Raw genomic sequence first — 24,196 nt, 5'->3', positions numbered from 1 at the left:
GGTGCACCGATGCGCCGCCCGGTATCCTTCACGTGGCTTCCGCTCGATCCAGCGACGAGTCAGGACACGACAAGAACAGAACAGGTTGGATGAGTTGTGAAACTCGAACTGATCGGCATCACGAAGCGATTCGGATCGCTCGTCGCCAACGACTCCATCGATCTCGTCGTCGAACCGGGACAGGTACACAGCCTGCTCGGTGAGAACGGGGCCGGGAAGTCGACGCTCATGAACGTGCTGTACGGGCTGTACGACCCGACGGAGGGCGAGATCCTCGTCGACGACAAGCCGGTGACCTTCAAGGGACCCGGGGACGCCATGGCCGCCGGGATCGGCATGGTGCACCAGCACTTCATGCTCGTGCCGGTGTTCACCGTGGCGGAAAACGTGGCCCTCGGCAACGAGGCGACGAAGGCGGGCGGCATGCTCGACCTGCAGAAGACGCGCACGCGTATCCGGCAGATCTCCGACCAGTACGGGTTCGACGTCGATCCCGACGCCGTGGTCGAGGACCTGCCCGTCGGCGTGCAGCAGCGCGTCGAGATCATCAAGGCCCTCGTGCGCGACGCCGAGGTGCTGATCCTGGACGAGCCCACCGCCGTGCTGACACCCAAGGAGACCGACGAGCTGCTCGGCATCATGGGCCAGCTCAAGGCCGACGGGAAGTCGATCGTCTTCATCTCGCACAAGCTCCGCGAGGTCAAGGCCGTCTCCGACGTCATCACCGTCATCCGCCGCGGCAAGGTGGTCGGCACCGCGGACCCGGACGCGTCGACCACCGAGCTCGCGTCCCTCATGGTGGGGCGCTCGGTCAGCCTCACGCTCGACAAGAAGCCCGCGACCCCCGGCGAGGTGACCTTCAGGGTCCGCGACCTCACGGTCCAGGCCGCCAACGGCCAGCGCGTCGTGGACGGCCTCAGCTTCGAGGTGGCGCAGGGGGAGATCCTCGCCATCGCGGGCGTCCAGGGCAACGGGCAGACCGAACTCACGGAAGCCATCATGGGGCTCCAGGACCACGTCACGGGCTCGATCACGCTCGGCGGCGAGGAGCTCCTGGGCCGCAGCGTCAAGGACGTCATCCGCGCCGGCGTCGGGTTCGTCCCCGAGGACCGCAGCGTGGACGGGCTCGTCGGCACGTTCTCGGTCGCCGAGAACCTCGTCCTCAACCGCTACGACGACGACCCCTTCGCCCGGGGCCTGTCCATGTCACCCGCGGTCATCGAGAAGAACGCCGAGGAGAAGATCGCGGAGTACGACATCCGGACGCAGTCCGCGTCCGCGGCGGCGGGGACGCTGTCCGGCGGGAACCAGCAGAAGGTCGTCATGGCCCGCGAGTTCTCCCGGCCGCTCGAACTGTTCATCGCCTCGCAGCCCACCCGCGGCGTCGACGTCGGATCCATCGAGTTCCTGCACCGGCGCATCGTCGCGGAGCGCGACGGCGGCACACCCGTCATCATCGTCTCCACCGAGCTCGACGAGGTCCTGGAACTCGCCGACCGGATCGCCGTGCTGTACCGCGGGCGCCTCATGGGCATCGTGCCCGGCACGGCGTCGCGCGATGTCCTCGGCCTGATGATGGCCGGGATGGCCGGCGACGAAGCACTGGCCCAGGTACACGACGTTCAAGGAGGAAACCTGTGAGCCCGCAGGACGACAGGCCGGCCAGCCCGGCGACCGACGGCGACGCTCCGCTGAGCCGTCGGGAAGCGAAGGAGGCCGCGCGCCAGGACGAGGTGCGGCGCGAGAACGCGGCGGAGACGGCGGGAGGGGAACTGCCCCCTCCCGCGGTGCCCCCCACCGCGACCGGTCTCGGCGGCGGAACCTCGCCCGAGTCGACGCTCCTGCAGCGCATCATGACCGGGAACGCGCTCGTCGCCTTCCTCTCCGTGGTCCTCTCGCTGGTCCTCGGCGGCCTGCTCATCGCCGTCACCGACGAGGACGTGGCACGGGCGTCGTCGTACTTCTTCAGCCGGCCGCAGGACACCCTGGCGGCGGCCTGGACGGCGGCGTCGAGCGCGTACATCGCCCTCTTCCAGGGCTCGGTGTTCAACTTCCAGGGGGAGACCTTCGCCCGGATGATCTACCCGCTGACGCAGACGCTGACGGTCGCCACGCCGCTCATCTGCGCCGGCCTGGGTGTGGCGCTCGCGTTCCGCGCGGGCCTGTTCAACATCGGCGCGCAGGGGCAGATCCTCATCGGTGCGACCTTCGCGGGCTGGGTCGGCTTCACGCTCCACCTCCCGGCCGGCATCCACCTGCTCCTGGTGATCCTCGCCGGCATGGTCGGCGGTGCGATCTGGGCCGGGATCGTCGGGCTCCTCAAGGCACGCACGGGCGCCCACGAGGTCATCCTGACCATCATGTTCAACTACATCGCCGTCAACCTGGTCCTCTACTTCCTGAGCACACCGGCCTTCCAGCGGCCGGGGTCCACGAACCCCATCAGCCCCCAGCTCGACGCGACGGCGCTCTACCCGCCGCTGCTCGGCGCGGGGTTCCGCCTGCACTGGGGCTTCGTCGTCGCCGTGCTGGCGACGTTCTTCGTGGCATGGCTGCTCAACCGCTCGACGGTCGGCTTCGAGCTGCGCGCCATCGGCGCCAACTCGAGCGCGGCCCGCACCGCCGGCATCAACGTCAGCAAGGGCTACATCCTGGCGATGGCCATCGCCGGTGCCCTCGCGGGACTCGCGGGCGTGGCACAGGTGTCCGGCACCGAGAAGGTGCTGACCTCGGGGGTCGCTGCGAGCTTCGGCTTCGACGCGATCACCGTCGCCCTGCTCGGGCGTTCCACACCGTGGGGCACCTTCGCGGCGGGCATCCTGTTCGGCGCGTTCCGCGCCGGCGGGGTGACCATGCAGGCGTCGACCGGCACCAGCATCGACATCGTCCTCGTGGTGCAGTCGCTCATCGTCCTCTTCATCGCAGCGCCTCCGCTCGTCCGCGCGCTGTTCCGCCTCCCCGCACCCGGCGCCTCCCGTGCCGGCAAGGGCGGCTCCACGACCCGTACGCCAGCCTCGACCGGAGCAGCAGCATGAGCACAGCAACCACCGAAGCGCCCGCGCACGGCGCCCGCGACGGCGGCGACGCCCGCGTGCGCAGCTGGAAGACCCCGATCATCCTCGCCGTCGTCGCGCTCTTCTCCCTCCTGGTCTTCGCGATCGGGGCCCCGGCCAACGACGTCACGTTCCGCCTCTCGGAGGACGGCGACGCGATCGTCCTGCCCCCGCTCGTGGTGTCGGCGCCCGTCGTCGGCTGGATCGCCGCCCTCGGGATGATCGCCCTCGCGGTCATCGCGTTCCTGCGGACGCGCTCCGGCCGGAAGGTGCCCACCTGGGTGCCGGCCGTGTTCGCCGTCCTGTTCCTCATCGCCTTCCTGACCTGGGTGGTGGGCAGTGCCCGCACCCCGAACGTGGCCCTCTACGGGCTCCTTGCCGGGTCGGTGACCCTCGCGGTCCCGCTGATCTTCGGTTCGCTCTCGGGCATCCTGTGCGAGCGCTCCGGCGTCGTCAACATCGCCATCGAGGGGCAGCTGCTGTTCGGCGCCTTCGCCGCGGCCGTCGCCGGGTCGCTGTCCGGCAACGCGTTCGTCGGCCTCTTCGCCGCGGCCGTCGCCGGCGTCCTCGTGTCGCTCGTCCTCGCCGTCTTCAGCATCCGCTACGTCGTCAACCAGGTGATCGTCGGCGTCGTGCTCAACGTGCTGGTCTCGGGGCTCACCGGCTTCCTGTTCTCCGCCGTCCTCACCGAGGACCCGGAGCGGTGGAACTCGCCGCCGCGCCTGCCCATCATCGAGATCCCGCTGCTCTCGGACCTCCCCGTGATCGGGCCGATCCTCTTCGAGCAGACCATCGTCGGCTACCTGATGTACGTGGCGGTCGCCGTCATCTACGTGGAGCTCTTCCATTCCCGCTGGGGCCTGCGGACCCGCGCGGTCGGGGAGCACCCGAAGGCCGCCGACACCTTGGGCGTCAACGTCAACCGGGTGCGCTTCACGAACGTGCTCCTGGCCGGTGTCGTCGCGGGCATCGGCGGGTCCTTCTTCACGCTCGTCGCCGTCTCGGGCTTCGGGCGCGACATGACGGCGGGCGCGGGCTACATCGCGTTGGCGGCCATGATCTTCGGCCGGTGGAATCCGATCGGCGCGTTCTTCGCGGCCCTGCTGTTCGGCTTCGCCACGAACCTGTCCAACGTGCTCAGCCTGCTCGGCACCCCGGTGCCGGACCAGTTCCTGCGCATGCTGCCCTACGTGGTGACGGTCTTCGCCGTCGCGGGCCTCGTGGGCCGCTCGAGGGCGCCGGGAGCCAGCGGCATCCCGTACATCAAGGGCTAGGAGCACCCCTCATGACCGAGACCACCACCCCGGCCGGGATCCCCTGGGACACCCTCACCGCCGCCGCGACGGAGGCGATGAGGAACGCCTACGTCCCCTATTCGAAGTTCCCCGTCGGAGCGGCGGCACTCCTCGACGACGGCCGGATCGTCTCCGGCTGCAACGTGGAGAACGCGTCCTACGGGCTGACGCTGTGTGCCGAATGCGCGCTCGTCAGTGCGCTGGCCATGAGCGGCGGCGGGCGCATCCGGGCCTTCAGCTGCGTGGACGGCGAGGGCAACACCCTCATGCCGTGCGGGCGATGCCGCCAGCTGCTGTACGAGTTCCGGGCCCCGGACATGGTCCTCCTGACCGTCAGCGGCATCCGCACCATGGACGAGGTCCTGCCGGACGCCTTCGGACCCCAGCACCTCGCCTGAGCACCCGGCCCACGGGGCGCGGCCCGACCGGCCGCGCCCCGCGCCACCCTTCCCGTCGTCCACACCCACCCCGCCGAACAGATCCGAGGATCCCCCATGACCGAAGCCTTCGACGCCGTCGACATCATCCGCATCAAGCGCGACCACGGCATCCTCTCTCCCGAGCAGATCGACTGGACCATCGACGCCTACACGCGCGGCGCCATCGCCGACGAGCAGATGGCCGCCCTCAACATGGCCATCCTCCTCAACGGCATGGACCGCGCCGAGATCTCCCGCTGGACGGCCGCGATGATCGCCTCGGGCGAGCGGATGGACTTCTCCTCGCTCGGCCGCCCCACGAGCGACAAGCACTCCACCGGCGGGGTGGGGGACAAGATCACCCTGCCGCTGGCCCCCCTGGTCGCCGTGTTCGGCGTCGCGGTGCCGCAGCTCTCCGGCCGGGGCCTCGGCCACACCGGCGGGACCCTGGACAAGCTCGAATCCATCCCCGGCTGGCAGGCGCACCTCAGCAACGAGGACATGCTGCGCCAGCTCGCCGAGGTGGGCGCGGTCATCTGCGCGGCCGGCACGGGCCTGGCGCCCGCCGACAAGAAGCTGTACGCGCTCCGCGACGTCACCGGCACCGTCGAGGCCATCCCCCTCATCGCGTCCTCGATCATGAGCAAGAAGATCGCGGAGGGCACCGGCTCGCTCGTCCTCGACGTCAAGGTGGGCAGCGGCGCGTTCATGAAGGACGAGGCCCGTGCCCGTGAGCTGGCCGAGACCATGGTGGCGCTCGGCAAGGACGCCGGCGTGAACACCGTCGCGCTCCTCACCGACATGAGCACCCCGCTCGGGCTCACCGCCGGCAACGCGATCGAGGTCGAGGAGTCCGTCGAGGTCCTCGCGGGCGGGGGCCCGTCCGACGTCGTCGAACTCACCGTCCGCCTCGCCGAGGAGATGCTCGCCTGTGCCGGCGTGCACGACGCCGATCCCGCGGCCGCCCTGAAGGACGGTCGCGCCATGGACGTGTGGAACAGGATGATCGAGGCGCAGGGCGGCGACCCGCGCGCGGCCCTGCCGGTCGCGAAGGAGTCCGAGATCGTCCTCGCCCCGGCGGACGGCGTCCTCGTGGGCCTGGACGCGCTCGCGGTGGGTGTCGCCGCGTGGCGCCTCGGTGCCGGCCGTGCCCGCAAGGAGGACCGGGTGCAGGCGGGCGCCGGCGTGCGGATGCACGCGAAGCCCGGGGCCACGGTGCGCGCGGGGGAGCCGCTGATGACGCTGCTCACCGACACCCCCGAGAGGTTCGAGCGTGCACGCGAGGCGCTGGCGGACGCCGTCGTGATCGCGCCCGAGGGATCGCGCCAGGCGCAGCGGCTCATCATCGACCGCATCGCCTAGTCCTCCCACGCGGGCGCCCGGCAGGGTGAACCCCTAGGGGCTTGCGCGGCCGGTCTCATCCCTCGGGGTGAGACCGGCCCCTGCGCAGGTCGCCCGGAAGGCCGACGACCCGGCCCCGGGTGCGCCGGTAGCGTCGGAGCCGGACGCCCGTCACGGAGGTACGGGGCGACGACGGCAGGAGCCCACGATGGATGCGATCACCACTGCCCTGGACGGCATCGGCGCCGGCGTCCTCGCAGCGGCGGGAGAGCCCTGGGTGTACCTCCTGGTCCTCGCCTGCTGCCTCGTCGACGGCTTCTTCCCGCCCGTGCCCAGCGAATCCGTCGTCGTCGGGCTGGCGTCCCTCATCATCACGCAGGGGGTGCCCGACCCGTGGCTGCTGATCCTGGTCGCGGCGCTCGGAGCCTTCCTCGGCGACAACATCGCCTTCCTCCTCGGCCGATGGATCGGCACCGAACGGTTCCGGTGGATGCGGCAACCCCGGATGCAGCGCTCCTTCACCTGGGCGGGCAGGGAGCTCACCAGGCGCGCGGCCTCGCTCATCCTGGTGGCGCGCTTCATCCCGATCGGCCGGGTCGCGGTGAACCTCACCGCGGGCGCGACCGGCTACTCCCGGCGCCGCTTCGTGGCCCTCACGGCCCTGTCCGGGGTGGTGTGGGCCGGCTACTCCGTCGGGATCGGCGCCGTCGCGGGCACGTGGTTCCAGCACAACCACCTGCTCGGGGTCGCCGTGGCCGTCGGGATCGCCGTCGTGATCGGTCTCGTGACGGACCGCGTGATCGCCCTCGTCCGCGGCTCGACCCCGCTGCAGGCCACGCGCGATGAGTCCGACGGGGAGCCCACCGGGGGGTCCGCCGGCGAGGCCCGGGGCCGGCCCGAACCGGCCCACGGGGCGGGCCCGCGCTGACGCGCATCGCGTAGGCTGGCAGCGTGACCCAGACCCAGAACGACGCCGTCCCCGACGCTGCCATCGACATCCGGACCCTCCCGAAGGTCTCTCTCCACGACCACCTCGACGGCGGGCTGCGGCCGGCCACCATCCTCGAGCTCGCCGCCGCGATCGGCCACGAGCTGCCGGCCTCCGACGCCGAGTCCCTCGGTGCCTGGTTCCGCGAATCCGCGGACTCGGGCTCCCTCGAGCGGTACCTCGAGACGTTCGACCACACGATCGCCGTCATGCAGACACGGGACGGGCTCATCCGCGTGGCGCGGGAGTTCGTCGAGGACCTCGCGCTCGACGGCGTGGTCTACGGCGAGGTCCGCTGGGCCCCCGAACAGCACACCCGGCAGGGCCTGAGCCTCGACGAGGCCGTCGAAGCCGTGCAGGAGGGGCTCGAGGCGGGCGCCGCCGCGGCGATCGCCGCCGGCCGCGTCATCCAGGTGGGCCAGCTCGTCACCGCGATGCGGCACGCCGACCGCGGCCAGGAGATCGCCGAACTCGCCCTCCGCCACCGCGACCGCGGGGCCGTCGGCTTCGACATCGCCGGTGCGGAGAACGGCTTCCCGGCGTCCCGCTTCGCCGACGCCTTCACCTTCCTCGCCTCCGAGCAGTTCCCCGTGACCGTCCACGCGGGAGAGGCCGCCGGCCTGGACAGCATCCGGGACGCGCTCGTCGCCGGGCGTGCGCTGCGCCTCGGCCACGGCGTCCGCATCGCCGAGGACATCGAGATCGAGGAAGCCGCGGACGAGCAGGCCGCCGACGGCGAAGAGGTGGGCATCGCGAACCTCGGCCTGGTCGCGTCGTGGGTGCGGGACCGGGGGATCGCGCTCGAGCTGTGCCCGTCCTCGAACCTGCAGACCGGGGCCATCGAGGCCTTCGGCACCACGATCGACGCCCACCCGTTCGACCTGCTCTACCAGCTGGGCTTCAAGGTCACCGTCAACACCGACAACCGCCTTATGAGCGGGGTCACGCTGACCGGTGAGTTCGAGCTGCTCGTCGAGACCTTCGGCTACGACCTCGGCGACCTCCTGGCCCTCACCCTGAACGCCGTCGACGCCGCGTTCCTGCCGCTCGAGGACCGCGAGGCCCTGGCCGAGTACGTCGCCCAGCGGTTCGACGCCGCCGCCGGGCTGGCCTCCGCCTGAGCTCCGTGGAGGACGCGGCAGGGGCGCGCGACGCCACGCCCGGGAACCCTCCGGGCGCGGCGGTGGAGCGCCTCGTCGAGGTGGTCGCCCTGCTGCGCCGCCACTGCCCGTGGACGGCCGCCCTGGACCACGCGGCGCTGCTCGGGTACCTCGTGGAGGAGACGTACGAGCTCTACGAGGCGGTCGACGACGTCTCGCGCGCCGGGACGCCGGAGCGGTCCCTCCTCGACGAGCTCCGGGGCGAGCTCGGCGACGTCCTGTTCCAGGTGGTCCTGCACGCACAGCTCCGGGCCGAGGCCGGGTCCTTCGGGCTCGCCGAGGTGGCGGAGGGGCTCACCGACAAGCTGGTGCGCCGGAACCCGCACGTGTTCGCGACGGACGGGAGCCTGCGGGCCGCGACGCCCGGGCGTGACACGCCGTCGGTCGACGGCATCGTCGCCGCGTGGCAGGCCGTGAAGGCGCAGGAGCGGCCCGCCCGCACTTCACCGTTCGACGGCATCCCGCACCACCTCCCCGCGCTGGCCTTCGCCGCGAAGACCCTCGGGCGCGCCGGAGACGGGCGCGCAGGGGAGGGCCGGCAGGAGCAGGGGAGCGAGGCCGAGCTCGGCCTGGAACTGCTGGCCCTGGTCCGCCGGGCGCTCGGCGCGGGCATCGACCCGGAGCGTGCCCTGCGCCGTGCCGTGCTGGACTACCAGCGGGATGTCCGCGACGGGGCCTGAGCCCGGGGACGGCCGGCACGCCCACGTCACAACCGCGTGACCCACGGCACCGCCGGGACGCAGGTGAACTAGGCTGGGAGCAACACCTCCGTTGCCCTGACAAAGACGTCCCAACAAGATGTTGACCCTACACTCCAACGAAGAGGAGCTATTCCATGGCCATTATCGATGCCATCCACGCGAGGGAGATCCTCGACTCCCGCGGAAACCCCACGGTCGAGGTCGAGGTACTGCTCGACGACGACACCTTCGGCCGCGCCGCCGTCCCCTCCGGTGCGTCCACCGGTGCGTTCGAAGCGAACGAACGCCGTGACGGCGAGAAGGACCGCTACCTCGGGAAGGGCGTCCTGCAGGCCGTCGAAGCCGTGATCGAGCAGATCCAGCCGGCCCTCCTCGGATTCGACGCCGCCGACCAGCGCGCGATCGACCAGGCGATGATCGACCTGGACGGCACCGAGAACAAGTCCAACCTGGGCGCCAACGCGATGCTCGGCGTCTCGCTCGCCATCGCCCGCGCCGCCGCGGAGTCCTCGACCCTCCCGCTGTACCGCTACCTCGGCGGACCGAACGCGCACGTGCTGCCCGTCCCCCTCATGAACATCCTCAACGGCGGATCCCACGCGGACTCCGACGTCGACATCCAGGAGTTCATGATCGTGCCGCTCGGCGCACAGACCTACTCCGAGGGCCTCCGCTGGGGCGTCGAGGTGTACCACGAGCTCAAGTCCGTGCTGAAGGAGAAGGGCCTGGCCACCGGCCTCGGCGACGAGGGCGGCTTCGCCCCCAACCTGCCGTCCAACCGCGACGCCCTGGACCTCATCACCACCGCGATCGAGCGCGCCGGGTACACGCCGGGCACCGACATCGCGTTCGCGCTCGACGTCGCCGCCTCCGAGTTCTACAAGGACGGCGCGTACCAGTTCGAGGGCAAGTCCCTCAGCACCCAGGAGATGAGCGCCTACTACGAGGAGCTCGTCCGCGACTACCCGCTCGTCTCCATCGAGGATCCGCTCGACGAGGACGACTGGGAAGGCTGGAAGCTCCTCACCGACTCGCTGGGCGACAAGGTGCAGATCGTCGGCGACGATCTCTTCGTCACGAACCCCACGCGCCTCGCCAAGGGCATCTCCACCCGGACGGCGAACTCGCTGCTGGTCAAGGTCAACCAGATCGGCACCCTGACCGAGACGCTCGACGCCATCTCGATGGCGCAGCGCGCCGGCTACACGACGATCACCTCGCACCGCTCCGGCGAGACCGAGGACACCACGATCGCGGACATCTGCGTGGCCACCAATGCGGGCCAGATCAAGACCGGCGCACCCGCCCGGAGCGAGCGCGTCGCCAAGTACAACCAGCTGCTGCGCATCGAGGAGGAGCTCGACGACGCCGCACGCTACGCCGGCCGCAGCGCCTTCCCGCGTTTCACGGCCTAGGTGATCCGCAGTTGATCGACAGGGCGGTTACCCTCGTTAGACGGGTTCCGTGAGGCACCCACGCGACCACACGCGACAGCATCGACGAGGAGCTCCATGACCGTCCGCCGCCCTAACGTGCCGCGAGCCGGCCGCCCGACGCCTGCGGCGGAGGAGCGGCCGGTCCCGGGGACGTCCAAGGGCCAGCCCCCTGCCCACGGCTCCCGGGCCGTCGGGCCTTCCACGCAGCCCGGACCCGGTACGGGCCCCCGGGGTACCGGCCACGCGCCGGCGACCTCCAGGGCCGCCGGGTCCCCGCGGAAACCGGCCACCCCGCGCGCCCCGGGCCCTTCGGCGACGAAGGATCCACGGCCCGCACCGGGCTCCGGCGGCACCTCCGCGTCGCGCGCCGGCGCGGGACCGGCCGGGACGACCCCGGCCCGTTCGCGACTGGACGCCGCCGGGACCCCCGCGGCGTCGGCCTCCGCGGCCAGGGCGGCGGAACGGTCCCAGCTGGCCGGCAGCATCCGGCGCGGGCGGCTCGGGTCCAGGCGGGCGGAGTCGGTCATCGAGCCGGCCGAGGAAGCCACACCCATCCCGGCGAAGGCCTTCTCGGGACGCCTGCTGGCCCTCGCCGTCGTGCTCGTCGCGGTGATCGTGCTGCTGGCGCCGTCGGTGAGCCGTTACCTGCAGCAGCAGACCGAACTCGACGCCCTCCGGGCGGACATCGCCCGGCAGCAGCAGCAACAGGCCGACTACACCTCGGAGCTCGCGCGCTGGGACGATCCCGCCTTCGTGAAGCAGCAGGCCCGCGAGCGGATCTTCCTCGTGATGCCGGGCGAGACCCGCTACCTCGTCAAGGGCGGCGACGGCATCGAGGAGAGCACGGGGGAGGGCTCGGCCGCCGAGCCCGCCGACCTGCCCTGGGTGGACTCCCTGTGGACCTCGGTCGCCCGCGCGGCGACGGACTGAGCGACGGCACGCCGCCCCCGGGGCGGGCCCCGTCGGATCGGGTGCTGCGCCGGAGCGCATGCCCGCCGCGTACCAAGGAAGGAACAGCGTGACCCAGCACCGCCAGCACGACGCCCTCGAGGATCGACCGGCGACCGACAGCAGGACCCCGAGCGGGCGCGACCTCGACGTCCTCAGCCGGCAGTTGGGGCGTCCCGTCCGCGATGTCGTCGAGATCGGTGCCCGGTGCGTCTGCGGGAACCCGCTCGTCGCCACCACGGCCCCGCGCCTGTCCAACGGCATCCCGTTCCCCACCACGTACTACCTGGCGCACCCCGTCATCACCGCGGCGGTCTCCCGTCTCGAGGCCGACGGCGTGATGACCGGGATGAGCGACCGCCTCACCGAGGACTCCGGTCTCGCCGACCACTACCGGGCGGCGCACCTCGCGTACCTGGCGGCGCGCGACGCCGTCGGGGAACGCGCCGGCACGGGCCCGGTCCCGGAGATCGACGGCGTTTCCGCCGGCGGCATGCCGACACGGGTCAAATGCCTGCACGTGCTGGTGGGCCATGCCCTCGCGGCGGGTCCCGGCGTGAACCCGCTCGGCGACGAGGCGATCAGCCGCATCGCCCCCTGGTGGACGCCGGAGCGCTGCTACTGCGACGGGGCATGGGACACCACGGGCCAGGCGCCCCACGCCGACCTCAGCAGACACACCAGGACCCAGGGGCTGAGCCCCGAGGAGCTCGAGGCGAAACGGGCGGCACGCCGCCGCGGCGCCGCCGACGCGGCCACGACCGCACCCCCGCGAGGAGAAGCCATGCGCACCGCTGCCATCGACTGCGGCACCAACTCGATCCGCCTGCTGATCGCCGACGTCCAGGACGGCGTGCTGACCGACGTCGTGCGCCTCATGCGCGTGGTGCGCCTCGGCGAGGGGGTCGACGCGACCGGGCGCCTGTCCGAGGCCGCCCTGGAGCGCACCTTCGCCGCGGCCGAGGAGTACGCGGCGCTGATCGCGCAGCACGGGAACCCGCCCGTGCGGTTCGTGGCGACGTCGGCATCGCGGGACGCCGAGAACCGGCAGGACTTCGTGGACGGCATCCGGGCACGCCTCGGCGTCGAGCCCGAGGTCGTCTCCGGGGACGAGGAGGCGCGACTCTCCTTCGACGGCGCCGTCAGCGTCCTGGCGACGGCCGCGGACGAGACCGTCCTCGTCATCGACCTGGGCGGTGGCAGCACGGAATTCGTGGCGGGCACGGCCGGGGGGCTGATCGGAGCCCTGAGCACCGACATGGGCTGCGTGCGCTTCACGGAGCGTTTCCTCCGGGACGACCCGCCCTCCGAGGAACAGATCGCGGCGATGGAAGCCGAGGTCCTGCGCCTCGTCGACCAGGCCGCCGACGAGGTGCCGCTGCATGAGGTCACCAAGATCGTCGGCGTGGCGGGCAGCGTCACCACGGTGACCGCGCACGCCCTCGACCTGCCCGCCTACCAGCCCGACCGCATCCACGGGGCCGAGCTGCCCATCGCGGCGATCTCCGCGGCGGCCTCCGACCTCCTCCACCGGCCGCATGCATCGCGCGCGTCGCTGCCCTACATGCATCCGGGCCGGGTGGATGTCATCGGTGCCGGCGCCCTCATCTGGCGGACGATCCTCGATCGCGTGGCGGTCCTGACCGGCGGGCGCGTCACCACCGCCGTCGCGAGCGAGCACGACATCCTCGACGGCATCGCGCTGAGCGTCGCCCGGCAGGGCACGTGAGCTGATGCCCACGCCAGCCCGCGCGGCCGTCCGGACGGGGACGGCCGTCGTCGTCGCCCTCACCGTCCTCCTGCAGGCAGCCCTGCCCGCCGCCGCCGACGAGGTGCGCGCCAAGGAGTACTGGCTCGAGGACTACGGCATCGCCGAGGCATGGACGACCACGGAGGGCGAGGGCGTCACGGTCGCCGTGATCGACAGCGGCGTGGATGCGACCCACCCGGACCTCGCCGGAGCCGTGGTCGGCGGGACGGACGCCTCCGGCGCCGGGGACCCGGGCGGACTGCGCGGCATCGGCGAGGTCCCGAGCCATGGAACCCTGGTCAGCACCCTCGTGGCGGGCCGCGGACACACCGACGCGGAGGCGCCGCCCGCCCCCGAGCCCTCCGACAGGGGCACGGCCCCGGCGGAACCCACGGTGGAGGCGGAGCCGTACTCCCAGTACGGGGAGGGTCCGGACGGCATCGTCGGCGTAGCACCGAAGGCCGACCTCCTCGCGGTGTCCGTCTGGATCGAGGGGCCCAACGGCGGCCCCAACCCGGCCGGCATCTCCGTCGACGAGCAGGTGCCCGACGCCGTCCGCTGGGCCGTGGACAACGGCGCGGACGTCATCAACATGTCGCTCGGCAGCACCAGCACGGCATGGCCCGAGAGCTGGGACGACGCCTTCCTCCACGCCGAGCAGAACGACGTCGTGATCGTCGCTGCGGCCGGCAACCGGGCCGGTGGACTGACCCAGGTCGGTGCCCCCGCGACGATCCCCGGTGTCCTCGCCGTGGCCGGCCTCGACCGGTCCGGCATGGCCAGCGACGAGGCATCGAGTGAAGGCATCAGCATCGCGGTGGCGGCACCCTCCGAGAACCTCGTGGGAGGGCTCCCCGGCGGGTTCTACGCCGACTGGTCCGGGACCTCCGGCGCGGCGCCCCTCGTCTCCGGCGTGGCGGCCCTGATCCGGTCGCGGTACCCGGAGCTCACGGCCGCGGAGGTCGTCAACCGCATCATCGGTACGGCGAAGGACGCCGGGGCCCCGGGCTTCGACACCCTCTACGGCTACGGTGTCCTGGACGTGGCCGCGGCTGTGGGCAGCGACATCTCCGTGCCCGACCAGAACCGACTGGGCAGCATGGCCGAGTGGATCGAGCTGTACCGGCGGGACGGCCAGAGCCCGGCGCCGGCTCCCGAGCCACCCAGCCGACCGGCCCCGGAGATCATCCCCGCCCCACCCGCCCCGCAGGCGGAGGATCCACTCGAGTCGGTCCACACCATCCCGGGCGTCGTGGTGGTCGGCTTCGCGGGCCTGATGTTCGCCGTGCTCGTGGGGGGAGCCCTGCACGTGGCTCACGTCCGGCGGCGCGAGGCGGCGGCCGGAGAACACAGGAGCGACGGCGGGCGGAGCGCCGAGGACGACGATCGGGGCCCGAGAGTGCTGCCGGGCCACCCACCGAGCTAGTGAAGATTTTCACAAAGTCCGGTAGCATCGAGGGATGGCATCGAACCCACACTTCTCTGATCGCCCGCGCATCCTCGTCGTCGGCGGCGGCTACGTCGGCCTGTACGTCGCGCACCGGCTCCAGAAAAAGGTCAAGGACCACGGCGGCATCGTGACGCTGGTGGATCCCCTGCCCTACATGACCTACCAGCCGTTCCTCCCCGAGGTCGCCGCCGGGAACATCGAACCGCGCCACGCCATCGTGTCCCACCGCAAGCACCTGAGGAAGACGGAGCTCATCTCCGGCAAGGTCACGTCGATCGACCACGCGGGCCGCACCGCGACGATCGCCCCCTCGGGCGGCGGGGAGTCCTTCGAGCTCGGCTACACGGACGTCGTCGTCGCCGCAGGCTCCATCACGCGTACCTTCCCGATCGACGGCCTGAAGGACCAGGGCATCGGCCTGAAGACGATCGAGGAGGCCGTCGCCCTGCGCGACCGCATGCTCGAGCGCATCGAGACCGGCTCGGTCCTCCCCGAAGGCCCCGAGCGGGACCGCGCCCTCACCTTCGTGGTCGTCGGCGGCGGCTTCGCCGGCATCGAGACCATCACGGAGATGGAGGACGCAGCCCGTGACGCCGTGAAGGCCAACCCGCGCCTCAGCCGCAGCGACCTGCGCTTCGTCCTGGTCGAGGCCATGGGGCGCATCATGCCCGAGGTCACGGCCGAGCAGGCCGAGTGGGTCGTCGAGCACCTCCGGTCACGCCAGATCGAGGTCCTGCTGAACACCTCGCTCTCCAGCGCGGTGGAGGGCACGCTCAAGCTCATCAACATGCCGGACAAGACCCCGGCCGACGAGTTCGGCACCGACACCCTCATCTGGACGGCCGGTGTGCAGGCGAACCCCGTGGTCCGCTCCACGGACTTCCCCGTGGACGAGCGCGGCCGCGTCCGTGCCTCCCCGGAACTCCGCATCACCGGCGATGACGGACCCATCGAGCACGCCTGGACCGCCGGCGACGTCGCGGCCGTCCCCGACCTCACGGGCGGGGGAGTGGGAGGCTTCTGCGTCCCGAACGCCCAGCACGCCGTCCGCCAGGCCAAGCTGCTGGCCGCCAACATCCTCGCTGCGAACTACGGTGTGGACGAGGTCAAGGAATACCGCCACACCAACCTCGGTGCCGTGGCCGGCTTCGGCCAGTTCAAGGGTGTCGCGAACATCATGGGCTTCGGCATGAAGGGCTTCCCGGCGTGGCTGGCGCACCGCGGCTACCACGGCTTCGCGATGCCCATGTACGAGCGCAAGGCACGCGTCATCGTCAACTGGAGCCTGAGCTTCCTGTTCGGTCGGGACCTTGCTCCGCTCTCCGACCTGCAGACCCCCCAGCGCCAGTTCCGCGAAGCGGCCACCCCGGCGCCGAAGAAGGACACCGCGCTGCAGAGCCAGCCGCCCACCCCGGCGGGCAAGGCGGCCTCCGCGAAGGCGACGGCCTGAGCACCGCGCACCACCCGTGAGGAGAACGACGGCGGCCCGCCCCGGGCCGCCGTCGTTCTGCTTCGCCCCGCCGGATCTGCCGCCGCCGAGGGACCGAGCCTGCCCTCCGCGGTAGGCTGGAGCGTCCGGTCGGCCCCAGTAGCCCAATGGCAGAGGCAGCAGACTTAAAATCTGTTCAGTCAGGGTTCGAGTCCCTGCTGGGGCACTTCTCCCGCGCGAGTGGCCACCGGATCGGTCCGCTGAATGGCCGCGGAAGTGTCCGGCCGCCGTCGATCGACAGGATACTGATCAGTGCCTGCTGTCAAGAGTGGGATCTGTCGGCTGTGACGAGCGTTACAAGGATGTAACCGGATTCCCTTATCTCGGACACGAAATTGGATTAGCTTTTCCATAAGCCAGGAACACCTGGCAACACGCATCAAAGGCAGCAAGAGCCTTTCGGTCGAGGAGACTAATTCATGACTGCAACACGCAACTCCGCGCGTTTCGGCATTGGGGAGAACGCCCCGCGCGCGGCGAAGATCGCTGCCCTGAGCCTGGGCGTCGCGCTCTTCGCCTCCGGCTGCGGTGGCGGCGGGACCACGGGTTCCGAGGGCGACGGCGGCGACAGCGGCAGCACGGAGACCACGGCGGCCGCGGGCGCATCCGCGCTGGCGTGTCCCGAGAGCGAGGGTGGGACCGGCGAGGAGCAGGGCGAGAAGGGTGATCCTGCGGCCGTACCCGCCAGCGAGACCACGAGCCCCCAGCCGCTGAAGCTCGGATCCATCCTGCCGACCACCGGGACGCTCGCGTTCCTCGGCCCGCCGGAGATCGCGGGCGTCAACCTCGCCGTCGAGGAGGTCAACGCGGCCGGCGGTGTGCTGGGCCAGGACATCTCGATCACGCATCGCGATTCCGGCGACACCACGACCGACATCGCCACGCAGTCCGTGACCGACCTGCTGTCCCAGGACGTCAGCGCCATCATCGGCGCCGCGTCCTCGGGTGTGTCGAAGACCGTCATCAACCAGATCACGGGTGCCGGCGTCGTGCAGTTCTCGCCCGCCAACACCTCGCCGGAGTTCACCACCTGGGACGACAAGGGCCTGTACTTCCGTACCGCTCCCTCGGACGTGCTCCAGGGACGCACGCTCGGCAACTACATCATGGAGTGCGGCGCGCAGACCGTCGGCATGATCACGCTCAACGACTCCTACGGCACCGGCCTGCAGAGCAACATCCAGGAGGTCATCGAAGGGGCAGGCGGGCAGGTCGTCGGCAACGAGATGTTCAACACCGGCGACTCCCAGTTCTCCAGCCAGGTGGACGCCATCGCTGCGGCGAAGCCCGACGCGATCGTCCTCATCAGCTTCGACGAGGCCAAGAGCATCGTGCCGCTGCTGGTCGCCAAGGGTATCGACGCCAGCTCGATCTTCATGGTCGACGGCAACACCTCCGACTACAGTGCCGACCTCGATCCCGGCACCCTCGAAGGAGCCCAGGGCACCATCCCCGGCCCCTTCACCGGGACCGGATTCCAGGAAGCCCTGGCCACGGTCGATCCGAACCTGAACAGCTATGCCTATGCGGGCGAGAGCTACGACGCCGTGAACCTCATCGCGCTCGCCTCCGAGGCGGCGGGGAGCGTCGAGGGCACGGCCATCTCCGAGCAGCTCGCAGCTGTATCGAAGGACGGCACCAAGTGCTTCGACTTCGCGGGCTGCGTCACGCTGCTCCGTGAGGGCGAGGACATCGACTACGACGGCATCTCCGGTCCTGTCTCCTTCGACGAGAACGGTGATCCCACCGAGGCCGCCATCGGTATCTACAAGTACGACGCCGACAACAAGCCCCAGCCGAGCCGTTCCGAGGTCGGCAAGCTCTAGGGACTGTCCGGTGTGTCACCCCGACCGGTGACACAGGCGACACGGCCCCGGCCGCCCTTCCCCGGAAGGCGCGACCGGGGCCTTGTGCTGCCCGGACACACGCCGTCGGGCCCTGCCGTCCCCGCGATCAGTCGACGCCCGGCGGACGCCTGGAGAGGGCGTAGGAGGGCTCGCGGACGCGGCGTGCCCACTCGTACGTCGCGGCGCCGGCGAGGGGATGGAGGATGGCGTCGAAGCGGAGATCCCTCTCCTCCGCCTCCGGGGCCAGGACGAGGGTGAGGGTGCCGAAGTGCTGCCACGCACCGAGCGGCGTCGCGAAGAACAGACCGAGCCGCCAGGTCGAGGGTCCGAGGGCGCGTTCGAGCGCACGGAGTGACGCGGGCAGCCCGGCGGGGTCGAGCGTGCGCGCGCCGAGCAGCACCGGGCCGTGGTCGCCGCGGTAGGGCATCATCGTGCCGAACGGCGTGCGCGAGAGCCGAAGCCTCGGCACGAGGACGAAGCGGCCGGGGACGGACCAGCCGGTCGAGGACAGCAGGATGTCCGAGAAGGTCGAGGGCCCCGCCCCGTTGTCCGGGTGATGAACCCGCACCGCGAGTCCCATGATGTCCGGCAGGCCGTCCGGAGTACCGACCGAGCGCGAGACACGGGCCGTCGCGGGGGCCCGCCCCGGCTGATCGATCCACGCGATCCCGCTGTGCAGGCCGTGCTCGTGGACCATGACCGTGCCGTCGAGCCGCAGCCCGCGGGTGTGGATGGGGCGGTGCCGGCGGACGCGCTTGATGCCCCGGAACACGCCTTCGAAGCCCTTCCCGATCGCGCTGCTGGCCAGTCCTGCCATGAGTCGTCCTTCCCGGGTGCACGCCGTCCGGCGTCCTCCTGCCAAGGTAGCGGGCCGGACACGGCAATGGGCGGAACCGTTCCCGGTTCCGCCCATCCCTTGCGCTTCACGGCTCCTTGAGGTGCGGACCTCAGGCGGTGTCGGCCAGGGTGCCGAGATACAGCTGGATGACCTTCGGGTCCTTCATCAGCTCGCGGCCGGTGCCCGTGTAGGCATCCTTGCCCTGGTCCAGCACGTAGGCGCGGTCGCAGATCTGCAGGCAGCGGCGTGCGTTCTGCTCCACCATGATCACCGAGACCCCGGCCCTGTTGATCTCATGCACGCGCAGGAACGTCTCGTCCTGCTTCACGGGCGAGAGGCCGGCGGAGGGCTCGTCCAGCAGCAGTACCGCGGGATCCATCATGAGGGCCCGGCCCATCGCGACCATCTGGCGCTCCCCGCCGGAGAGCGACCCCGCCCGCTGCGCCCGCCGCTTGGCGAGTTCCGGGAAGAGGCTCGCGACGAAGTCGAAGCGCTCCTTGAAGTCCTTGGGCCTCTGGTACATGCCCATCTGGAGGTTCTCCTCGATGGTCAGGGTGGAGAACACGTTGTTGTTCTGCGGCACGAAGCCGACGCCCAGGCTGACCAGCTTGTTCGCCTTCAGGCCCGTGAGGTCCTGCCCACGGACGATGACGGTGCCGGAATGCACCTTCACGAGTCCGAACATCGCCTTCAGGAGCGTCGACTTGCCGGCCCCGTTCGGGCCGATGATCCCGATGAGCTCACCGCGGCGTGCCTCGATGCTGCACCCGTTGAGGATGTTCACGCCGGGCAGGTAGCCCGCCACGAGATCGGTGACCTTGACGACGGAGTCGCCCTCGAATTCAGCCATTACTTCGTCTCCTCGTCCTTGTGGGCGGAGCCTGCCGTGCGCGGCTCGCCTCCGAGCTCGATGACCCCGCGGCCGAGGAGGCCTTCATCCTCGGTGCCGATGACCGATTCCTCGTCGTGGGCGAGTTCCGCCTCGAGGCGCTCGATGCCCTCGGCGTCGCCGAGGTCCACGTCGTGGTGGGCCCCCAGGTAGGCGTCGATCACGGCCTGGTCCTTCATGACGATGGCGGGCGGACCCTCCGCGACCACCTTGCCCTCGGCCATGACCACCACCCAGTCGGCGATGTGGCGGACCATCTGCATGTCGTGCTCGACGAACAGGACGGTCATGCCCTCCGCCTTCAGGTTCTTGATGTGTTCCAGCAGGGACTGCGTGAGCGCCGGATTGACGCCCGCCATCGGCTCGTCGAGCATCACGAGCCGCGGCCGGACCATGAGCGCCCGCGCCATCTCGAGGAGCTTGCGCTGCCCGCCGGAGAGGGACGCCGCGTAGTCGTCGCGTTTGGCGTCGAGCTTGAACTTCTCCAGCAACACCTCCGCCTGCTGCGTGATCTCGCGTTCCCGGCCTCCCCAGATGCCCTTGAACAGGGCCCGGCCGAGGCTCTCGCCGGGCTGGTCCGCGGCACCGAGACGCATGTTCTCCATGACGGTGAGCTTGCCCATGACCTTGGTGAGCTGGAACGTGCGCACCATGCCCATCCGTGCCACCTTGTGCGAGGCGACCTTCGCGAGCGGCTTGCCGTCGAACTCCCAGTCGCCGCTGTTCGGGGTGTCGAACCCGGTGAGCAGGTTGAACAGCGTCGTCTTGCCGGCGCCGTTGGGGCCGATCAGGGCGGTGATCTTGTGCCGCGGGATCTCGAGGTGCTCGACGTCGACGGCGTTGATGCCGCCGAAGCTGCGGGTCACCTTCCGGGCGACCACGATGGGATCGCGCTTGCTGCACCCCGGCCTCGCCTCCCCGGTGGCGATGGGCTCGGAGTCCGTCATGTAGTCCTGGCCCGGCGGGGCCGCACCCGCCGCCGAGCCGCCCGGGACGCCGCCGGCCGGGGCTGCCGCGGCGTGGGCGCCGGACGCCGCCGGAGCGGCATCGCCGGGGGTGATCCCCGGGTCGTTGTCGTGATGGTTGTCGTGGGTGTTCTCACCGTGGTTGCCGGTCATGCGAACGCCAGCTCCTTCTTGTTGCCCAGGACGCCTTGCGGCCTGAAGATCATGAGCAGCATCAGGGCCACACCCACGAGGATGTAGCGCAGCTGACCCGCCTGAGAGTTGGTGAGGAACGTGATGGCGCCGACCTCGATGAGGCCGTACAGGATTCCCTGCGTCAACGAGAGCACCACCCAGAAGATCATCGCCCCGACGACCGGTCCGAGGACAGTGGCCATGCCGCCGAGGAGGAGGCACGTGTAGAGGAAGAACGTCAGCTCGGTCGCGTAGTTCGCGGGCTGGACGGCGCCGCGCGGCAGCGTGAAGATGATGCCCGCGATCGACCCGAGGACACCGCCGATGATCAGGGCCTGCATCTTGTAGGCGTACACGTTCTTGCCGAGCGAGCGCACGGCGTTCTCGTCCTCGCGGATGCCCTTCAGCACGCGGCCCCAGGGGCTGCGCATGAGGAGCCAGACGAGGAGGCACGCGATGGTGACGACGCTCCAGGCGACGACGCGGATCCACAGGTCGCGCTCGTTCATCCCGAGGGGGCCGATGTTGTAGGTCCCCTGGGGGAAGGGATTGAGGCCGAAGAACCCGCCCTCGAAGGCCGCCAGCCCGTTGGCCGAACCGGTGACATCCGTGAGCCCGTTGGTGGTCACGATGTAGCGGACGATCTCCGCTGCCGCGATGGTCACGATCGCCAAGTAGTCCGCCCGCAGGCGGAGGGTCGGTATACCGAGGATGATCGCGAAGATCACGGAGGCGACGACGGCCACCAGCACCGCCACCGGGAGCGGTGCGTCGAAGCTGAGGGTCGCGATGGCGTACCCGTAGGCCCCGACGGCCATGAAGCCGGCCTGTCCGAAGTTCAGGAGGCCCGAATAGCCGAAGTGCACCGCGAGACCGAGGGCCGCGAGGGCGTACGCCGCCGTGGTGGGGCTGATCATCTCGCCGAAGGCGTTGATGAGGATGTTTCCGAAGTCCATGAAGAGCCCCTAACCTATGCGCTCGCGGCGGCCGAGGATGCCCTGTGGCCGGAAGAGGAGCACGAGAATCAGAATGAGCAGTGCGCCGACGTACTTGAGGTCCGCCTCGAGCCAGATCGTGGAGATCTCCACGAACAGGCCGACGATGATGGAACCGACGAGGGCGCCGAAGACCGTGCCCAGGCCACCGAGCGTGACGCCCGCGAAGATGAGCAGCAGGATCTGCTGGCCCATGTTGTAGGAGACCCCGGGGCGGTAGTAGGCCCACAGGATGCCGCCGAGGGCCGCGAGCATGCCGCCGATGACCCAGACGATCCTGATGACGCGGTCCACGTCGATGCCCGACGCCGCGGCGAGGGCGGGGTTGTCGGCGACGGCGCGGGTGGCCTTGCCGATGCGCGTGCGCAGGAGCAGGAAGGCGACCAGCAGGATGATCACGAGGCTCACGATCAGCGAGGTCAGGTTGTTGCGGGAGATGGACACCGACCCGAGATCGATGATCTCGCTCTGCGATCCTGGAAGCTGCTGGGTGGCCCCGCCGAAGAAGAACTGGATGGTGTAGCGCAGCGCGAGCGCGAGGCCGATGCTCACGATCATCATGGGGACGAGGCCGGTCCCGCGACGCCGGAGGGGCTTCCAGAGACCGGCGTCCTGCACGTAGCCGAGGAGGCCGCCGCCGATGACCGCCAGGACGATCGCGACGGTGATCGGCAGCCCGGCGGCCGAGAAGGCGAACGCGAGGACCGCGCCGATGGTCACCATCTCGCCGTGGGCGAAGTTCGTGAGGCCCGTGGTGCCGAAGATCAGGGAGAGCCCGACGGCGCTCAGTGCCAGGAGGAGGCCGAAGCTGAACCCGGCGAGGGCCCGTTCGGCGAGGGTGTCCAGGAAGGACGCCTGCTGCGAGACGATTCCCTCACCGAACAGGAAGAGGGTGGTGGCGCTCGAGGTGTTGGCGAAGGTCACCTGGCGGGGGTTCTCCTGGCCCTCCGCGAGGGCCACCCCCTCGGGGAGCGTCTCCTCGTCGATCTCCACCTCGTAGGTGCCCTGCTCGGGGACCCCGATGCTCCAGGCGCCGTTGGGGCCGGAGGTGGCTTCACCCTCGAAACCGTTGCCCTTGGCGGTGACCGTCACATCGGCGATGGGTCCGTCGGCGCCGCGGAGGACGCCGCCGATCCGGTTGTCGAACTCGGAGGCCTGGATGGTGGCGGCGGTCTGCGCCTGATGCACCGCCGGGATCGACGACGGCTGGGACGCCTGCGCGGCAGGGGCGCCGAGCAGCACGAGCGTCAGGAGGCCGAGCACCAGGAGCAGCGACCTCCTGATCCGTGCAGGCGTGGACATGGTGATCAAGATGGGAACCTCCACGGTGGGGGCAAGCCCGGCGGCGAACCGCTGGGATCAGTAGTTGTGACGAGTGTCACGGGCGTGGGGATCACTTTACTAGCGGCGTGTTTCCCCTCTTCGCAAAAGCATCCGGCCAAGGTAGCAATTCGATAACGAATGTTTTACCAAGGCTCCTTGGTATTGAAATTCCGTCCGGCCGGGAGCACGGTCGCCGCCGGGAACAAACCCCGGGCAGGACCGTTGCACTTGATAGGGTTCGTTAGACACTCGGCCCCCTATTGGAGGACTACAGAAATGGCACTTGGCGGTAATCCGGTATTCAACGGGAAGACCTTCCGTTCCGCTACCCGGGGCGGCAACCAGGCGGCGGGAGTCGGCACCACGATGTACGCGGGCCAGACCATGGCCAACCAGCAGCAGCTGGAGCACATGTACAACCAGCCGTCCGCCGGACCCGCCCAGACGGGGCGCATGACCTTCGACGACGTGATCGTGAAGACGCTGCTCTGCATCGGCGTCGTCCTGGTGGGCGCTGCGATCCCCGCCTTCGTGCTGCCCGGGCTCGCCCTGCCCCTCATGGTCATCGGCGCGCTCGGCGGCTTCGTGCTCGGCCTCGTCAACGCGTTCAAGCGTGAGCCGTCGCCGGCGCTGATCCTCGCCTACGCGGGTCTGGAGGGACTGTTCGTCGGTGGACTCACCATGCTTTTCGAGTCCATGTGGCCGGGCATCGCGGTCCAGGCCGTGGTCGGCACCTTCATCGTGTTCGGCGTCACTCTGGCGCTGTTCAAGAGCGGCAAGGTGCGCGCGACGCCGAAGGCGATGAAGTTCTTCATGATCGCGATCATCAGCTACGCGGTGTTCTCGCTGGTCAACCTCGGCATGATGGTCTTCGGTGTGACGGACGGCATGTTCGGAATGCGGAGCGAGATGATCCCGGGCACGAACATCCCGTTCGGCGTGGTCATCGGCCTCTTCGCGATCGGCCTCGCGGCCTTCTCCCTGATCATCGACTTCACCTCGATCAGCGAGGGCGTCCGCAACGGCGCCCCCCAGAAGTACTCGTGGACCGCGGCCTTCGGCCTGACCGTCACGCTGATCTGGCTGTACGTCGAGATCCTGCGCCTGCTCGCGATCCTTCGCGGCAGCGACTAGC

20 protein-coding genes and 1 tRNA gene are annotated in these 24,196 nt (G+C 70.4%); 16 read left to right on the top strand and 5 right to left on the bottom strand.

Going from position 1 to position 24,196, the window contains the following annotated elements; genetic code table 11:
- The first annotated feature begins 96 nt into the window (after positions 1-96).
- The 15 genes from AC4D2F_RS12335 to AC4D2F_RS12265 all read left to right on the top strand — a co-directional run bounded on the left by AC4D2F_RS12335 (position 97) and on the right by AC4D2F_RS12265 (position 17,856).
- Positions 97-1,641, top strand: a complete 1,545-nt coding sequence (locus AC4D2F_RS12335; RefSeq protein ID WP_490910801.1) for an ABC transporter ATP-binding protein — start codon at positions 97-99, stop codon at positions 1,639-1,641.
- On the top strand, positions 1,638-3,035 hold the full coding sequence (locus AC4D2F_RS12330) for an ABC transporter permease (RefSeq protein ID WP_490910800.1): 1,398 nt from the start codon (positions 1,638-1,640) through the stop codon (positions 3,033-3,035). Before AC4D2F_RS12335 ends, AC4D2F_RS12330 begins: the two co-directional genes overlap by 4 nt.
- Complete coding sequence (locus tag AC4D2F_RS12325) at positions 3,032-4,327, top strand: ABC transporter permease (protein WP_490910799.1); 1,296 nt, start codon at positions 3,032-3,034, stop codon at positions 4,325-4,327. Before AC4D2F_RS12330 ends, AC4D2F_RS12325 begins: the two co-directional genes overlap by 4 nt.
- Before the next feature lie 11 nt (positions 4,328-4,338).
- The gene (locus AC4D2F_RS12320; RefSeq protein WP_104168459.1) at positions 4,339-4,746 is read left to right on the top strand and encodes a cytidine deaminase; all 408 of its coding nucleotides are present in this window, start codon (positions 4,339-4,341) and stop codon (positions 4,744-4,746) included.
- Between the two features lie 96 nt (positions 4,747-4,842).
- Complete coding sequence (locus AC4D2F_RS12315; RefSeq protein ID WP_490910798.1) at positions 4,843-6,129, top strand: thymidine phosphorylase; 1,287 nt, start codon at positions 4,843-4,845, stop codon at positions 6,127-6,129.
- A 208-nt stretch (positions 6,130-6,337) separates the two neighbouring features.
- Positions 6,338-7,036, top strand: a complete 699-nt coding sequence (locus AC4D2F_RS12310) for a DedA family protein (RefSeq protein ID WP_490911100.1) — start codon at positions 6,338-6,340, stop codon at positions 7,034-7,036.
- Between the two features lie 23 nt (positions 7,037-7,059).
- A complete protein-coding gene (locus tag AC4D2F_RS12305) occupies positions 7,060-8,217 on the top strand; it encodes an adenosine deaminase (protein WP_490910797.1) in 1,158 nt (385 codons plus the stop codon).
- Between the two features lie 5 nt (positions 8,218-8,222).
- Complete coding sequence (locus AC4D2F_RS12300; protein WP_490910796.1) at positions 8,223-8,936, top strand: MazG nucleotide pyrophosphohydrolase domain-containing protein; 714 nt, start codon at positions 8,223-8,225, stop codon at positions 8,934-8,936.
- A 155-nt stretch (positions 8,937-9,091) separates the two neighbouring features.
- Entirely contained in the window at positions 9,092-10,372 is a 1,281-nt protein-coding gene (gene eno, locus AC4D2F_RS12295) for a phosphopyruvate hydratase (RefSeq protein ID WP_104168455.1), read from the top strand.
- A 96-nt stretch (positions 10,373-10,468) separates the two neighbouring features.
- On the top strand, positions 10,469-11,323 hold the full coding sequence (locus AC4D2F_RS12290) for an FtsB family cell division protein (RefSeq protein ID WP_490910795.1): 855 nt from the start codon (positions 10,469-10,471) through the stop codon (positions 11,321-11,323).
- A gap of 88 nt (positions 11,324-11,411) precedes the next feature.
- A complete protein-coding gene (locus AC4D2F_RS12285) occupies positions 11,412-13,070 on the top strand; it encodes a DUF501 domain-containing protein (RefSeq protein ID WP_490910794.1) in 1,659 nt (552 codons plus the stop codon).
- Between the two features lie 4 nt (positions 13,071-13,074).
- The gene (locus AC4D2F_RS12280) at positions 13,075-14,517 is read left to right on the top strand and encodes a S8 family serine peptidase (protein ID WP_490910793.1); all 1,443 of its coding nucleotides are present in this window, start codon (positions 13,075-13,077) and stop codon (positions 14,515-14,517) included.
- Positions 14,518-14,551: 34 nt separating this feature from the next.
- Positions 14,552-15,991: an NAD(P)/FAD-dependent oxidoreductase gene (locus tag AC4D2F_RS12275; RefSeq protein WP_490910792.1), complete on the top strand. Its 1,440-nt coding sequence runs from the start codon at positions 14,552-14,554 to the stop codon at positions 15,989-15,991.
- Positions 15,992-16,123: 132 nt separating this feature from the next.
- Positions 16,124-16,196: transfer RNA gene (locus AC4D2F_RS12270), tRNA-Leu, on the top strand.
- Between the two features lie 253 nt (positions 16,197-16,449).
- Positions 16,450-17,856, top strand: coding sequence for an ABC transporter substrate-binding protein (locus tag AC4D2F_RS12265; RefSeq protein WP_490910791.1), 1,407 nt, complete (start codon positions 16,450-16,452; stop codon positions 17,854-17,856).
- Positions 17,857-17,983: 127 nt separating this feature from the next.
- Here AC4D2F_RS12265 and AC4D2F_RS12260 read toward each other — a convergent pair whose 3' ends face one another.
- The 5 genes from AC4D2F_RS12260 to AC4D2F_RS12240 all read right to left on the bottom strand — a co-directional run bounded on the left by AC4D2F_RS12260 (position 17,984) and on the right by AC4D2F_RS12240 (position 23,040).
- Positions 17,984-18,694, bottom strand: coding sequence for a hypothetical protein (locus AC4D2F_RS12260; RefSeq protein ID WP_490910790.1), 711 nt, complete (start codon positions 18,692-18,694; stop codon positions 17,984-17,986).
- A 130-nt stretch (positions 18,695-18,824) separates the two neighbouring features.
- A complete protein-coding gene (locus tag AC4D2F_RS12255; protein WP_043444082.1) occupies positions 18,825-19,565 on the bottom strand; it encodes an ABC transporter ATP-binding protein in 741 nt (246 codons plus the stop codon).
- A complete protein-coding gene (locus AC4D2F_RS12250; RefSeq protein WP_104168814.1) occupies positions 19,565-20,551 on the bottom strand; it encodes an ABC transporter ATP-binding protein in 987 nt (328 codons plus the stop codon). The genes AC4D2F_RS12255 and AC4D2F_RS12250 overlap by 1 nt, the downstream gene beginning before the upstream one ends.
- Before the next feature lie 167 nt (positions 20,552-20,718).
- Positions 20,719-21,699 (bottom strand): branched-chain amino acid ABC transporter permease, encoded by a 981-nt coding sequence (locus tag AC4D2F_RS12245; RefSeq protein WP_490910789.1) that lies wholly within the window; start codon positions 21,697-21,699, stop codon positions 20,719-20,721.
- Between the two features lie 9 nt (positions 21,700-21,708).
- Positions 21,709-23,040, bottom strand: a complete 1,332-nt coding sequence (locus tag AC4D2F_RS12240; RefSeq protein WP_490910788.1) for a branched-chain amino acid ABC transporter permease — start codon at positions 23,038-23,040, stop codon at positions 21,709-21,711.
- A 297-nt stretch (positions 23,041-23,337) separates the two neighbouring features.
- On the opposite strand from AC4D2F_RS12240, the gene AC4D2F_RS12235 reads away from it, so the two are divergent.
- Positions 23,338-24,195, top strand: a complete 858-nt coding sequence (locus tag AC4D2F_RS12235; protein ID WP_490910787.1) for a Bax inhibitor-1/YccA family protein — start codon at positions 23,338-23,340, stop codon at positions 24,193-24,195.
- Position 24,196: the final 1 nt, after the last annotated feature.

The sequence above is a fragment of the Arthrobacter sp. TJ-263 genome (assembly GCF_058269155.1).
This window is presented reverse-complemented; position numbering and strand designations above follow the sequence as displayed.